Here is a 13,563-nt window from a genome sequence, read left to right on the forward strand (position 1 = left end):
GGGGTGTTTCTCTCGGTCAAATCCCTTGCAAACAGAGGCCTAGCAACCTATAATAGTTAAGAATTTATAAGAAGTGAGGAAAGCTAATTTGTCTATTTACGCTACTGTTGCGACTGCTTCGGCCTCAACGGCTCGAGTTTTCGGCATGTCTCAGGAAGAGCTAGAGAATAAGAATCTCAATACCCTTTTCAAGAATCAAGGGGTCTACAACGGCCTGCTTGGCCTTGGCATCTTTTACGCTTTGGTCTACAATCCAAGCCTGATTCTGCCAATCATGATTTACATCGTTGCCGTTGCTGCTTATGGTGCCGCTACTTCTAATCCAAAGATTCTCTTGACTCAGGGAGGATTGGCCATCTTAACTATCGCTGCTACTATTTTCTTAGGCTAAAGAGGTCATATAAAAAAACTAGGAGATCTTCCTAGTTTTTTATACCCTAAACTTAATAGTTATCATCAGAATCATCTGATTCATCCATATGTTCCTTGAACTCAGATTTTTTGTCCTTCAAATCATCTTGGACAGAACTTGCTTTATCATTGGAGAGGCGCTTGTAGTGGGCGGTATAAACAACTTTTCCGGTACTGACCTTGGTCCTCTGAACCGTCATTTTATCCCCATCAACTGTATAAGTCAATTTGTATTTAGGTTTCTTGCCCATTAATTTGGCATAGTCATTTGCTTCCTCTTTGGCCTGGTCTTCGGCATCGGATTTATTATAGCCAAGTTTGTTTTTGTAGACCTCTTCTAATTTTTCTTGGTAGTCGGATTTGGAAAGAGATGGTTTGAACTGCCTATTCCATTGGTCGACCTTGTCAAAAGAGCCCAGATAACTTTCGGCAGTTACTGCAGAGTAATCTTCTGAACGCAAATAATCTCTAGAAGAATCGTCGAAGTAATTGTAGATATAGTCCGTAGCCGTATAGTAGGCGAAATATTGAACTGACTTATCCTTGTCAACCTTCAGGTAGGAATGAAAATCTTTCGGCGCATCGTCATCCTTGGAAGACGACCAACGCTCTTTATCCTCGTTATAGACCTTATAGTCGGTCTGTTGCCAAGTTCCTTCTATATTAGCTGATGTGTAGCGCCAAGTCGAATAGCCACCGCCAATTAGCAAGATAGTACCTAGAAGGGCAACAAGTGAAATCAAAATCCATTTCCATTTTTTATTGGCTTTCTTAATCGGAACAATTTGGTCATGGCTATAATACTGGCTAGCCTGAATTGACTCCGAGGTTCCAACTGTTTCGTTCTCCTGTTTGACTTGAATGTTCTGACTTGGTTCAGAGGCCGTTGGGACATTCACTTCTTGATTAAGCTGGGCTGACTCTGGTGTCTCGGGAGTAACTGGGTTCTGGTCGGTTTGGGCCTGTGGGGCATTTCCGACATCTTCCGCCTGAAATTCTCCACTTGCGAAAGCCAGTTTGACTTCTTCAGGACGAGCTTCACGTCCATTTACTAATTGGAAATATTCTAACCATTCTTTTTTCGTCATGTTTTACCTCTATTCTTTATTTGTAACTCTCTTAATCATTTAATTTATTTTGACAATTGGATAACTTTCTTAAAAGCTGATTGCCACTAGGGGCACTGGTAATGCCTTTCCTAAATGAGCATTAGTTGATAGCGTTGTTCTCTTCGAATTGTTCCTTTTCTTGGGAATAGGTTTCCTTAGCGTCTTGTGTTTGGGAATCGTTTAATTTTTCATAGGTGAGCTGAGAGATCATTTTACCAGTCTTATTGCGAATGGTGAGAATCAGCTTATCCCCCTTAACCTGATAGGCCATAGTACTATGTTTATCATTGCCTCTGCCAATATAGTTAGCGTATGTATCAACCATATCATCGATAATCTCGTCATCGTCGCTTCCCAGATAGTCCTTAAATTTTCTATCAAAGAGGGATGATAACTTTTTGCGATATTGACTTCGGCTGTAAGCTGGAACAATGGCACGATTCCACTGACTCACCTTGTAACTTCCAGCCATATAATCTTCTAGAGAAATGATTGGGACCTTTTCATAACCATAATCATCGTCATCATAATCGTAATCGTCACTGTCTTCATAATCCTCGTCAGAATTGTAGTCATCATCGCTGGTACTAGGATTTCTTGTAGTGGTATTGCGATAACTTTCAACATCGTAATCATCCTTCTTATCGTTAAAATAATCATCGCTCTCCCAAGAATCAGAATCATTATCATCTGAATCGTAGTCACCCAAATCATAGCCATCATCATCGTCATCGCTAATAAAGGAATAGCCGAAGAATTGAACCGTCTTATCCTGGTGGACAGTTAGATAATATTCACCACCGTCCTGATTATCGTCTGAGTCAAATTCCTTAGCATCGTCCTCCTCGTCAAAATAGGTCCACTTGTCTTTATCTGCGTCATAGTACTTTGCCTTGACTCGATGCCAAGTCCCTTCAATGTTGCCAGTCTGGTAGTGCCAGGCAGCATAACCGCCGAAACCCAGAAAGCAAAGTAAGACAAAACCAGAGATCGCTAGGGTAATAATTTGCCAAAGCTTGAGTTTCAACTTTCGGCTGGATTTCTTAGTTAAATAAGGGCCAGGTGCCATCTGCTGAGCAAGAGGGTTGGGGTAAGTTTGTCTGGGGTAGGACCAAGACTGACTAAGACCACTGCCCCTATTGGAAAAGGGGACTTGCTGATAATCCAGATTCGTTCTGACTTCTCTTTCTCTCTGAGGCCGGGAGTCTACCGGGACATCCCTAGCCTCACCTTTAATCTCCCCGACTTCTCTGGCATGATTAATTTCGAGTCGGCTAGGCCATCGATCGTTAACAAGTTCAAAGTATTCAATCCACTCTTCTTTTGTCATAATAAACCTTCCTTTATTCACTTAAATAATCCTTAAATATTATAGCACAAAAGATATTAGAAAAGCCAGAACCTTTTGTTCTGACTTTTCTACTTTTTAGTGAGTGTGTTCTGAGTCGTAATGACCCCTTTCAAAATCACCTCTGTTTAATTTGAGTCGCCTCAATTCTTAGACGACTCCCCAGATTGTTTTTTATGTTCTTTTCAAACTTGATATGGACTTCTTTGTGTTTCTTCTTGAAGCCTGTGATTCAGGCTCCTGATTGTTCCAAAGTTTTATCTATTTAATCGCAGCTGAAATTTCTTAAGCTTCTGGTGCTTTTTAAAGTTTTGGAAAGACTACGGTGAAGGTGATGGTATCTTCCTTATAGCTGGCAAAGATACGTCCACGAAAGAGTTTGACCACACTTTGGGCCATGGAAAGGCCAATACCGAATCCTGATTTTTTCTTATTATTGTGGGATTTCTCTTCCCGATAGAAGCGCTCGAAAAATTTACTATAATCCGTGTCTTTACCTTCTTTATAAGTGTTGGAAACCTGCAAGCGAGCTCGCTTGCGTGTACGACCGACTTGACTGAGGCGGACACTGACCTGACCATCGGGGTCACAATATTTATTAGCATTATCCACTAAGATGGTGACCAGCTCGAAAAGGGATTTCTCCTCAGCCTCTATATGGATATCCGGATCGATGTCCATGAAAAATTTCTTGCCATCACGAACAACTGGCCCCTTAAAGTCTTCCGCAGCATCCTGTGTTATGGCCGACAAATCGACATCAGACAGGGCAACTTCTGGCTGCTCTTCTAAACGAGCCAGGGCAACCATAGAGTTAATCAAATTGGTCAAACGGGTAACCTGATCCTTGGTCGAGATAGACCACTCGTTTTCGCCAGTCATCAACTCCTGCAATTCAGTATTAGCTTGGATAATCGCTAGCGGGGTTTTCAATTCATGCCCGGCATTAGTAACAAAGCGTCGCTGTTTCTCCATGTTTCTGATGAAAGGGCGAATAATTTTCCCAGAGAAAATCGTAAAAATGACCAGAAAGAGAACAAAGCTGGCTGCCGACAGGATATAGGTCAGCTGTCTGAGATTATTGGAATTCTGATAGAATTGACCGCTATCTAGGATAACAATTAGATTATCGCCATTCTTTTGGCTAGTCTCCTTGTAAGAAAAGGTTAAGCCGTTAACCACGACTCGACCGTGGTCATATTTCTGTTTGAGGACTTCTTTTAAAACCTTGTCAACATCTTCGTCGCGAATAGAGCGAATATTATCTGTCGATGCTGATACTAGGTGGTCATTCTTATCTACAACCAGGCTGAAATACCGGTACTGATAAAGAGCCTCTGGTGAATTTATTCCCAACTGATTTGAGGTCTGATTATCGATGTCCAACTGGCCGTGATTGTCTGATAAAATCTGCAGGACACTATCAATTTGCTTGTTGGTATTAATATAAAAAACCGAACTGAGCACACTAGCATACATAAAGAGGGCGATAGCCAGGGCTCCAGCAGCAATCAAAATAATACGCGTGCGCAGATGCTTAAACATGATGGCCACCCACTTCAATTAATTGAAAATCCCCTTCCTTCTCACCAATAATCTCAATATCAGCCTTAATGGACTGGAGTTTTTGGCGCAGGTAGGAGACATAGACATAAACGTAATCTTCACTGACCCCTTCTTCATTATCCTTACCCCAGACTTGTTGAAAAATCTCTTGAGTTGAGAGTTTCTTGGCAGAGTTGAGCATGAAGAACTCCATTAGTTTGCTTTCTTTTCCGGCCAAACGGATGGTGTTATTGGCTGTCATTTCCTGCTCAGAAACATTTAATTTAACAGACCCACATTCCAAAATTCTAGCGGTGAAACTATCATCCAATCGTCGCTCCATAGAGCGCAGACGAGCCAGTAACTCTTTTAAAGAAATTGGCTTGGTCAGATATTCATCTGCTCCTGCATCAAGCCCTGTCACACGGTCATTGATTTCAGACATGGCCGTCAACATGATGATATGGGTTCGGTCACCAGAGTCACGAATTTCACTCAGAGCTTCCAGACCTGTTTTGACAGGCATCATAATGTCTAAAATCATGACATCGTAGGCATTTTCACGCGCTAAATCAACAGCCTCCTGACCGTTGAGGGCGTGATCAACTTGATAACCTTGATGTTCTAAGGCTGCTCGATAAACACGTCCTAATTGCTCTTCATCTTCAGCTAATAAAATCCGCATACTCATCTAATCACCACCTTCCATAATCAAATTCCGAATAGTTTGCATATTCAGGTCGCAGGAAGCCAATTCATCGGCACAGCGCTTGAGCTCTCGGGTAATTAATTCAGGATTTTTAATATCGTGCTTGTACTTCATCTGATGCTCCAAGCTGGCCCAAGAATCCTGGGCAATAGTTCGCAATTGCACCTCCGCGAAGTAGTTACCTCGGGCATTTCCATCGACATCTGGAAAATCTGTCGTTAACTCCAGAATTAGGTGATAGGACCGATAACCATTGGGTTTGGCTCGAGCAATGTAATCCTTCTCGGTTACTACTCTGACACCAGGCAAATTCTTTAGAACATTGACAGTTTTATAGATATCATCAACAAAGCCACAGACAACTCGAATACCAATGCTGTCACGGATGCCTTTCAGAGCTGAGTAGGGTGTTGCGGGCAAACCCTTACGCTGACATTTTTCAATCATGCTCTCCGTCTTTTTAACCCGAGCTAGCAGGTGTTCATAGAGTTTGAAGCCGGTCTCTTCCTTTTGTTTTTTATTAGCGACCTTGATTCCATCGGTCAAGGTCTCCATGATTTGCGGGAGATAGGCTTGGTACTCTCCATATATACTTGACATCTAATTCTCCCCTTCCCTACTACCTTGTCGACCATTTTATTGACTTGCCCATCAATTCCTGCTTCAACAAGGCTTATCGCTTTAATAATAAAGATTAGAATGGGTCTATTATAGCATAAAAGGATTTTAAAAACCTATCGAAAGACAATAGGTTTAAGGTTTTGTCTGGCTATAAAAATCGCCATCTTGATAATCTAACCAAGGTTTACTGGACTCTGTCCAGATATGTGATTTAAACCAGTTGCTGTAATCTTCATCCAGCTCATCAACCGTTCCCAACTTGATAGTCAGGACATCTGCTTGGTCATTCTTGGTGTGATAGAGCGGACTGCCACACTTAGAACAGAAAGCCCGGTTTTTACCTGGCGAGGACTGATAGAAACTCAGACTTTCTTCACCTCTAATCAGACTGAAATAAGCCTTCTCAACAATGATATTGCTGGAAAAGGCAGTTCCTGCATCCTTGCGACAGAAATTACAGTGACAATAAGTCACTCCAGAGTGGACAGACTTAGCTTCATAGGCAACTGCTCCGCATAAACATGAACCCTTAAGCATAAAAAACTCCTTTCGATAAGTTAAGGGAATAGGCCATTAAAATGCCTCTCTTCCCTACGAGGCTGGAACCAACGGCCCTGACCTCGTTACTTTTGTCAACATCAAACAGTTTGACGCAGTGGTTGATTGGAGGTACTTGTCCCCTTCGGGACAGGTCCAACAGTCTGGGAGACTGTTGGAGAAAAACAAGTCAACTGTGCGGGGGTGGGAAAGAAATAGTCTGGGGATAGACTATTTCTTCCCGAACCTTAAAATTGGAGAGTGAGGCAAATCAATTTCCTTGAAATCACGATTTTTGTCCCACTCCCTAAACTTCTCACTAAGTTGAATAAGCGACCATTATCGGGTCACTTATCGGACCGTTGCAAACGTAAAAAAAGAAATGGACAAGAAAACTCTCTTTTAATGACAATCCAAGTCCGGTCCACCTCAACTCCTACTCATTTCTGGTTTGCAGATTTCTTCAATCAAGTAGAGGAAGAGATTGACCCAGAGGGTGATGGCGATGGAGAGGATTATTCCCCAGACTAGTTTTGGAATACTATTGGTCCTGAGGCCATCAAAAAGGATGGTTCCCAAGCCTCCTGCCTGAATGGTGGCCCCGATAGTGGCAATCATGATAATGGAGGTGGCTGCCAAACGAATACCCGACATGATGGCTGGAACAGCCAGGGGCAGGCGAATCTTCCTGAGGATTTGCCCCTTGGTCATGCCCATTCCTTGAGCTGCTTCGATTAGGCTCGGGTCAACTTCCAAGAGACCTGCTAGGAAGGACCTGACCAGAATATATTGGGCATAGGCCGCCAAGGCAACAATGGCTGTTGTCTTACCCAAACCCGTTACCGGAATCAGCAAGGCAAAGAGAGCAAAGCTGGGAACGGCATAAAAGAGGGATAGAATATAAACCGAAACCTCTCTCAACTTGGGCAAAAAATAGAGCAGGCCAGTCAGAATAAAGGCAAAAACCAGAGCGAAAAAGAGGGCACTAACAGTCAGCTGAACATGCTCGAGGCTGGCCTGAACCAATTTGTCAGCATCTGCTTTAAAGTAGGCAATCATGCTTACCTCCCTCCGCCCAATTCTTGAGCTCTAGCAGTTGTGATTAGTTTTTCCACTAGGGGATGGGCAGGCTTGTCCAGAATGGATTGGGGCTGGTCAAACTGCAAGATTTTTCCCTGGTCCATAATCATCACCCGTGAGCCCAGTTTGAAGGCTTCATTGATGTCATGGGTAATAAAGACAAAGGTTTTGGTTGACAGGTCTCGGTGAATATCTAACAGACCTTCTTGCAGGTCGTTTCTGGTCAAGAGGTCAATAGCCCCAAAGGGCTCGTCAAAGAGGAGAACCTGAGGGTCTGCGGCCAGAGCCCTAGCAACACCAATCCGCTGTTGCTGACCACCTGACAACTGGGCCGGATAACGCTGGGCGAAATCCTGAGCGGGAAGCTGCACCAATTCTAAGAGTTCGTCTACTCGGCGGTTGATTTTTTCCTTGTCCCACTTGAGGAGCTTGGGTACGGTGGCAATGTTGTCTTTGATCGTCAGATGGGGGAAAAGACCAATTTCTTGCACCACATAGCCGATGTGACGGCGGTGCTCAATGGGGTCCAAATTAGCCAAATCCTTGCCTTCAAAGAAGATTTTTCCCTTGCTGGGCTCAATCAGGCGATTTATCATCTTTAGGGTGGTGGTCTTACCCGAACCTGAGGTTCCTAAAATGGTAATGAACTCTCCCTTATCTATTTTAAAAGAAATGTCATCTACTGCTGGCTTCTGGCCGTAGATTTTACTAACATGGTCGAATTGAATCATGGTTTCTCACTTTTTAATGCTTTGATAATAGTCTTTGGCAACCTTCTGGTAATCTTCCTTCTGGACATCAACCTTGGCGTTAAGCTGGGTAACCTTTTTAGTGGTTAAAGTGGCGGTCACCTGGTTGAGAATGGGTCCAACTTCGGGATATTTCTCTAGAATTTGGTCCCGAACAACCGGAGCCAGATTGTAGGGTGGCCAGAAGGATTTGTCATCCTTGAGCAGGGTAAACTTATCCGTCTGGGCTAACTGCCCTTCTGTCGTATAGGCTGGGGTAACATCAGCATCACCATTCTCAAGAACCCGATATTTGAGGGTGTTGTCATAAACTTGACTGGATTTCCAATCAAATTTGCCATAGGCCTTTTCTAGACCGGCTAGACCATCCTGCCTTTGGTCAAATTCACCCTGGGAGGCAAATCTAAGGTTCTTGGCTTCCTTTTGCAAATCAGAAATGGTGGTAATGCCATACTTTTTGGCAACCGAGGTCCGAATAACCAAGCCCTGGCCATCATTGGCCTGGGCATAATCCAACCAGGTCAGCTTGAATTTCTTTTGATAGTCAGTCTTGACTGTCTGATAGACCTTTTTAGGGTTGGTTTCCATGGGTTTCCCTAGAATGGACAGGAGACCAGTCCCTGTGTACTCGGGGTAGAGGTCGATTTCGTCATGAACTAGGCTGTTGTGGATGAGAGAGCTTGAAATATTGGCTTTCCGCTCCACCTTGTAACCTTTGTCTTCCAGGGCCAAGGCATAGACTTCTGCTACAACCGAGCTTTCAGTAAAGTCCTTGGAGCCCACTCGGATGGTTCCCTTGCCCTGATTGGGGTCAACCATCTTTTGGCCATAGAAATAGAGACCGCCTGAAACGAGCAAGACCAGAGCCAAAATAAGGGATAAAAAGATTTTTCTAGGTCGCATAACGTTTACTCCATCTAATGATTAAATCCAGAGTTAACATGCTGATGAGGGATAAGAGGGCAACGCTGGCTCCTCCGACTACCAGCAGATCATAACGATAAAGACCCAGACCAGTGAAAATGAGACTACCCAAGCCGCCGGCTCCGATATAGGTCGCCAAGGTGGCACTGGCAATGATTTCGACCAGAGCTAATTTGACCCCAGTTAAAATATAGGGCAGAGCTAGTGGCAGAGAGACCTTGAAGGTCAACTGTCTCGAGGTCATTCCCATGGCATGGGCAGTTTCGACCAGACTAGCCGGCACCTGATTGAGCCCCACAACCGTATTGATTAAAATCGGTGCCAAGCCTAGAAAAACTAGGGCGACTAGGGCAGGAAAATGCCCAACGCCTAGAAAGGGAATCAGAATAAAAAGCACACCAAGACTGGGTAAGACCCGCAATCCTTGCGAAAAGGAAGTTATCAGCTTTTGCAATCGAGGATGTTGGTAGGCAAAGTAAGCCAAGACCAGACCTAGAAAGACAGAAATGAGCAGAGCTTCCAAACTAATAGTGATATGTTGCCAGACCGCCTGCCAGTAACTAGGGGCACTGGTCTGGAAATAATGTAGAATTTGATTAAGCAAACAGTCCCTCCCAATTCAACTAGCATCAAGGATAGCTTGAGGACTATAGAATTTCCTGTCCGACTTCTCTGCTGGCCTTTTCCCGCAGGAAGATAGACACTGAACTTTGAACTTAGAATACGTCCTTCCAAGCCCTAGCCCATCACTAGCTTTTTTATTCAGCTAGTAATTTCTAAACAAAGACCGTCTCAAGCCTCCTCTAGTTTGACTGCACTTATTGAATTTCCCCTAGAATACCATAAATCCCTGATATGGTTAAGGATTTAACACAGAATGAGCGAAAAAGAGTATTTTAATTTTTATTGAATTAAAAAGTCCCAAGTCCTTCTAGACTTAGGATTTTTACCTATGAGCTCATTAGGCTGAGGCGAATTGAGAATTGTAGAGGTCGGCATAGAAGCCATTTTGCGTCATCAATTCTTGGTGGTTACCTTGTTCGATGATATTACCATCTTTCATGACTAGAATCAGATCAGCGTTGCGGATGGTTGATAGACGGTGGGCAATCACGAAGGAGGTCCGACCTTCCATCAGCTTGTCCATGGCCTTTTGAATCAATTCTTCGGTTCGGGTATCAACAGATGAGGTTGCTTCGTCCAAAATCAGGAGCGGTGAGTCCTTGAGCAGGGCCCGAGCGATGGTCATCAATTGCTTTTGACCGACCGATAGGGTGACCGAATCATCCAGAACAGTGTCATAGCCCTTAGGCAGGGTCTTGATGTAGTGGTGGACACCGACCGCCTTGGCGGCAGCCAGAACCTGTTCATCAGTAATATGTTCTTGGTTGAAAATCAGGTTTTCCTTGACAGTTCCTTCAAAGAGCCAGGTGTCTTGGAGAACCATAGAAAAGGCATCGTGTACTTCTGAGCGTTTCATATCATGGATATTAACGCCGTCGATAGAAATTCGTCCCTTATTGATTTCATAGAAACGCATGAGCAGGTTAACCATGGTCGTCTTACCAGCACCGGTTGGTCCGACAATGGCAATCTTTTGACCAGGCTTAGCCTTGGCTGAGAAGTCATGGATAATGGTCTTGTCTGGATTGTAGCCAAAGAAGACATTTTCAAAGGCGACATCCCCCTTGACCTTATCCAATTGCTTAGCCTTAACATCTTCCACTTCCATTTCTTCTTCGTCCAGGAATTCAAAGACCCGCCCCATAGCAGCGTTGGCTGATTGGAGTTGGGTAATCCCTTGAGCGATTTGCGAAATCGGTTGGGTAAAAATACGGACATAGGTCATGAAGGCGACGATGGTCCCCATGGTGATGTCACCATTGATGGCCATGCGGGCCCCAACGATACAGACCATGACATAACCGAAGTTACCGATGAACTGCATCATGGGCATCATGATTCCTGAGAAGAACTGAGACTTCCACATACTTGAGAAGAGGTCTTGATTCAGTTTTTCAAAGGCTTCTTTACTTTCTCGACGGGCATTATAGCTGGTAACAACATTGTGTCCGCTATAAATTTCTTCGACATAACCAGAGACGTCAGCCAAGTTCTTTTGTTGCTTTTTGAAAAGCGGTTGACTGCGAGCCATAATCAGACCTGTCAGGAGGAAACCAGCGAAGACTGATCCGATAGCTGTTGCGGCCAAAAAGCCATTGGTCTTAATCATCATAAAGATTGAACCAATTAGGAGCACAATGGAAGCCACCATAGTCACCAGACTTTGGTTAAAGGACTGGGTCATGAGGTCGACGTCATTGGTTACCCTTGAGAGGGTGTCCCCTTGGGCGTGACTATCGAAATACTTGAGGGGAACCTTGTTAATCTTGTCAGCAATGGCATTACGCAATCGTTGTGAAAAGCGTTGAATCAGGGTTGAGACGATAAAGCTGGCCGCATAGGAGACCAGAGCCCCACCGATATAGAGGAGAGCCAAGGTCATGGCGATGGAGCCAATCTTATCTAAGTCAATATTACCAGCCAGCCCCTTGGTCATGGTATCCGTCATTTCCTTGAGCTTATCCGGTCCGATAACGGTAATAGTGCTGGAAATGATAGAAAAGACAACAGCCAGTCCAAACAGTGCCCGATATCCCTTCAAATAAGGAGACATTTGGCTAAGTAATGATTTCTTTTTAGTCTTCATTTTCCAATTCCTCCTTTGAAAGTTGTGAATAGGCAATTTCTTGGTAGACAGAATTTGAGGCCAAGAGTTCCTTGTGGGTACCTTGACCGACCACCTTACCTTGGTCCAGAACCAAGATTTGGTCAGCGTCCATAATGGTTGAAATCCGTTGAGCGACAATCAACTTGGTCAAGTCGCTAGTCTTCTTATTGAGTTCCTCACGCAGGATGCGGTCTGTCTTGTAGTCCAATGCTGAGAAGGAATCATCAAAGATAAGGATTTCTGGTTTACGAGCCAAGGCACGGGCAATAGCCAAACGTTGCTTTTGACCACCAGAGAAGTTGGTCCCACCTTGGGCTACTTCTGTATCCAGGCCCTTATCCTTACTTTCGACAAAGTCCTTGGCTTGAGCCAATTCGAGAGCCTCCCAGATGTCATCATCGCTCAAGTGACCCTGAGCACTCCGACCAAACTGCATATTGGAACGGATGGTACCGCTAAAGAGGACAGCGGTTTGCGGGATATAACCGACCTTATTGTTGAGGTCATCGTGGCTGTAGTCTTCAACCTTGACACCGTCAACCTTGATCCAACCTTCGGTGGCATCATAGAACCGAGGAATCAGATTGACCAGGGTCGATTTACCAGAACCAGTCGACCCGATAAAGGCCACGGTTTGACCTTTTTCAGCCTTGAAAGAAACGTGCTCGATAGCCGCAGCTGAATTCTTGCTGTAACGGAAGGAAACATCGTGCACTTCCACTTGGCCCTTTTGGCCATTATCAGGCTTGGATTGGTTCTTAAACTTAACAGATGGACTGAGAGCCAGAACTTCATTAATCCGCTTAGCAGACACCAGAGCCCGTGGCAGGATAATGAAGATGGCAACCATCATCATGAAACCAATAACGACCTGCATGGCATAAGATGAGAAGACAACCATATCAGAAAAGATCGAAACCCGGTCCTTAACAGCCTTGGCCGCTTCTGCTACCATCTTCATGACCATTGGGCTGGTCTTATCCACTGTTGGAACCTTGACGTCGTTGAGCAGATGGGCGCCAATCCAATAAATCGCTAGCGTCAAACCGCTGAAAACCATGGTCATAACTGGGTTCATCAGAGACATGAGCCGGTAAACAAAGAGGTTGAGTTTGGTCAAGCTTTCATTTTCTTGACGGAACTTCTTGTCCTGGTAATCCTCAGCATTGTAGGCCCGAACAACCCGAACACCCGTTAGAGATTCCCGAGTGGTTGAGTTGAGGGCATCGGTCAAGCCTTGAACCTTACGTTGACGTGGGAAGGCAACAAAGAGAAGGACAGACAAGAGAATGAGAACGATTAGAACCGCTACTCCAACTGCCTGAGTCCAGGAGCCACTCTTGCCCCAAATCTTGGTCAAAGCCCAGATGGCCATAATTGGCCCACGAGTAACCACCTGCATCCCCATGGTAATCATGATTTGTAGCTGGGTCAGGTCATTGGTGGTCCTGGTCAAGAGACTGGGCACGGAGAACCGTTTGATTTCGGCTTGCGAATAGTCGGCCACTTGGTTGAAAATATCAGAGCGCAAGCGAGTCGTGAAACTAGCCGCCGTTCTCGCAGCCAGGAAACCAACAAAGACAGCCATCAAAAAGCTACCAAAGGAGAAGAGGAGCATTTTAGAACCTGGGTCCATGATGTCAGAGGTTGTCGTCCCCTTATTTTGCAGGAGGGTGGTGATTTTAGACATGTATTCAGGTGTCTTCAAATCCATCCAAACCGCCAGCAAAATAAAAATGGTCGACAGAATAATCATGCCCCATTCTTTTGCGCTTAAGCGTTTAAAAATTTTGAACATA

The 13,563-nt window shown here is 44.6% G+C and carries 13 protein-coding genes; 1 reads left to right on the forward strand and 12 read right to left on the reverse strand.

The features are described from left to right. Positions 1-73: 73 nt before the first annotated feature. A complete protein-coding gene (locus tag BS63_RS0101760; protein ID WP_028798402.1) occupies positions 74-391 on the forward strand; it encodes a DUF1304 domain-containing protein in 318 nt (105 codons plus the stop codon). 52 nt (positions 392-443) lie between these two features. Here the strand turns inward: BS63_RS0101760 and BS63_RS0101765 are convergent, their stop codons facing one another. From BS63_RS0101765 to BS63_RS0101825, 12 genes are all read right to left on the reverse strand, one after another. Further along, a complete protein-coding gene (locus BS63_RS0101765; RefSeq protein ID WP_002962490.1) occupies positions 444-1,499 on the reverse strand; it encodes a hypothetical protein in 1,056 nt (351 codons plus the stop codon). A gap of 121 nt (positions 1,500-1,620) precedes the next feature. Further along, the gene (locus BS63_RS01000000110795) at positions 1,621-2,547 is read right to left on the reverse strand and encodes a hypothetical protein (protein WP_028798408.1); all 927 of its coding nucleotides are present in this window, start codon (positions 2,545-2,547) and stop codon (positions 1,621-1,623) included. Positions 2,548-3,171: 624 nt separating this feature from the next. Further along, positions 3,172-4,413 (reverse strand): sensor histidine kinase, encoded by a 1,242-nt coding sequence (locus BS63_RS0101780; protein ID WP_002962492.1) that lies wholly within the window; start codon positions 4,411-4,413, stop codon positions 3,172-3,174. Beyond that, positions 4,406-5,104 (reverse strand): response regulator transcription factor, encoded by a 699-nt coding sequence (locus BS63_RS0101785; RefSeq protein WP_002962493.1) that lies wholly within the window; start codon positions 5,102-5,104, stop codon positions 4,406-4,408. The genes BS63_RS0101780 and BS63_RS0101785 overlap by 8 nt, the downstream gene beginning before the upstream one ends. Further along, positions 5,105-5,722, reverse strand: a complete 618-nt coding sequence (locus BS63_RS0101790; RefSeq protein ID WP_002962495.1) for a GTP pyrophosphokinase — start codon at positions 5,720-5,722, stop codon at positions 5,105-5,107. It lies immediately after the preceding gene. A 153-nt stretch (positions 5,723-5,875) separates the two neighbouring features. After that, positions 5,876-6,280: a GFA family protein gene (locus BS63_RS0101795; RefSeq protein WP_002962497.1), complete on the reverse strand. Its 405-nt coding sequence runs from the start codon at positions 6,278-6,280 to the stop codon at positions 5,876-5,878. Positions 6,281-6,709: 429 nt separating this feature from the next. Beyond that, positions 6,710-7,339, reverse strand: a complete 630-nt coding sequence (locus tag BS63_RS0101800) for an ABC transporter permease (protein WP_002959413.1) — start codon at positions 7,337-7,339, stop codon at positions 6,710-6,712. A 2-nt stretch (positions 7,340-7,341) separates the two neighbouring features. Next, positions 7,342-8,091, reverse strand: a complete 750-nt coding sequence (locus BS63_RS0101805; RefSeq protein WP_019770237.1) for an ABC transporter ATP-binding protein — start codon at positions 8,089-8,091, stop codon at positions 7,342-7,344. Positions 8,092-8,097: 6 nt separating this feature from the next. Next, entirely contained in the window at positions 8,098-9,012 is a 915-nt protein-coding gene (locus tag BS63_RS0101810) for a glycine betaine ABC transporter substrate-binding protein (RefSeq protein WP_002959417.1), read from the reverse strand. Then, the gene (locus BS63_RS0101815) at positions 9,002-9,637 is read right to left on the reverse strand and encodes an ABC transporter permease (RefSeq protein WP_002959419.1); all 636 of its coding nucleotides are present in this window, start codon (positions 9,635-9,637) and stop codon (positions 9,002-9,004) included. The genes BS63_RS0101810 and BS63_RS0101815 overlap by 11 nt, the downstream gene beginning before the upstream one ends. A 357-nt stretch (positions 9,638-9,994) precedes the next feature. Continuing rightward, positions 9,995-11,743, reverse strand: a complete 1,749-nt coding sequence (locus BS63_RS0101820) for an ABC transporter ATP-binding protein (protein ID WP_028798403.1) — start codon at positions 11,741-11,743, stop codon at positions 9,995-9,997. Further along, positions 11,733-13,562, reverse strand: coding sequence for an ABC transporter ATP-binding protein (locus BS63_RS0101825; protein ID WP_002959422.1), 1,830 nt, complete (start codon positions 13,560-13,562; stop codon positions 11,733-11,735). The genes BS63_RS0101820 and BS63_RS0101825 overlap by 11 nt, the downstream gene beginning before the upstream one ends. Position 13,563: the final 1 nt, after the last annotated feature.

This window comes from Streptococcus sobrinus DSM 20742 = ATCC 33478 (assembly GCF_000686605.1).
GTDB lineage: Bacteria > Bacillota > Bacilli > Lactobacillales > Streptococcaceae > Streptococcus > Streptococcus sobrinus.

What these genes read in the sequence shown, in the direction of transcription:
- BS63_RS0101765 (WP_002962490.1), bottom strand. Translation starts at nt 1,499, where the DNA reads ATGACGAAAAAAGAATGGTTAGAATATTTCCAATTAGTAAATGGACGT.
- BS63_RS0101780 (WP_002962492.1), bottom strand. Translation starts at nt 4,413, where the DNA reads ATGTTTAAGCATCTGCGCACGCGTATTATTTTGATTGCTGCTGGAGCC.
- BS63_RS0101785 (WP_002962493.1), bottom strand. Translation starts at nt 5,104, where the DNA reads ATGAGTATGCGGATTTTATTAGCTGAAGATGAAGAGCAATTAGGACGT.
- BS63_RS0101790 (WP_002962495.1), bottom strand. Translation starts at nt 5,722, where the DNA reads ATGTCAAGTATATATGGAGAGTACCAAGCCTATCTCCCGCAAATCATG.
- BS63_RS0101795 (WP_002962497.1), bottom strand. Translation starts at nt 6,280, where the DNA reads ATGCTTAAGGGTTCATGTTTATGCGGAGCAGTTGCCTATGAAGCTAAG.
- BS63_RS0101800 (WP_002959413.1), bottom strand. Translation starts at nt 7,339, where the DNA reads ATGATTGCCTACTTTAAAGCAGATGCTGACAAATTGGTTCAGGCCAGC.
- BS63_RS0101805 (WP_019770237.1), bottom strand. Translation starts at nt 8,091, where the DNA reads ATGATTCAATTCGACCATGTTAGTAAAATCTACGGCCAGAAGCCAGCA.
- BS63_RS0101810 (WP_002959417.1), bottom strand. Translation starts at nt 9,012, where the DNA reads ATGCGACCTAGAAAAATCTTTTTATCCCTTATTTTGGCTCTGGTCTTG.
- BS63_RS0101820 (WP_028798403.1), bottom strand. Translation starts at nt 11,743, where the DNA reads ATGAAGACTAAAAAGAAATCATTACTTAGCCAAATGTCTCCTTATTTG.
- BS63_RS0101825 (WP_002959422.1), bottom strand. Translation starts at nt 13,562, where the DNA reads ATGTTCAAAATTTTTAAACGCTTAAGCGCAAAAGAATGGGGCATGATT.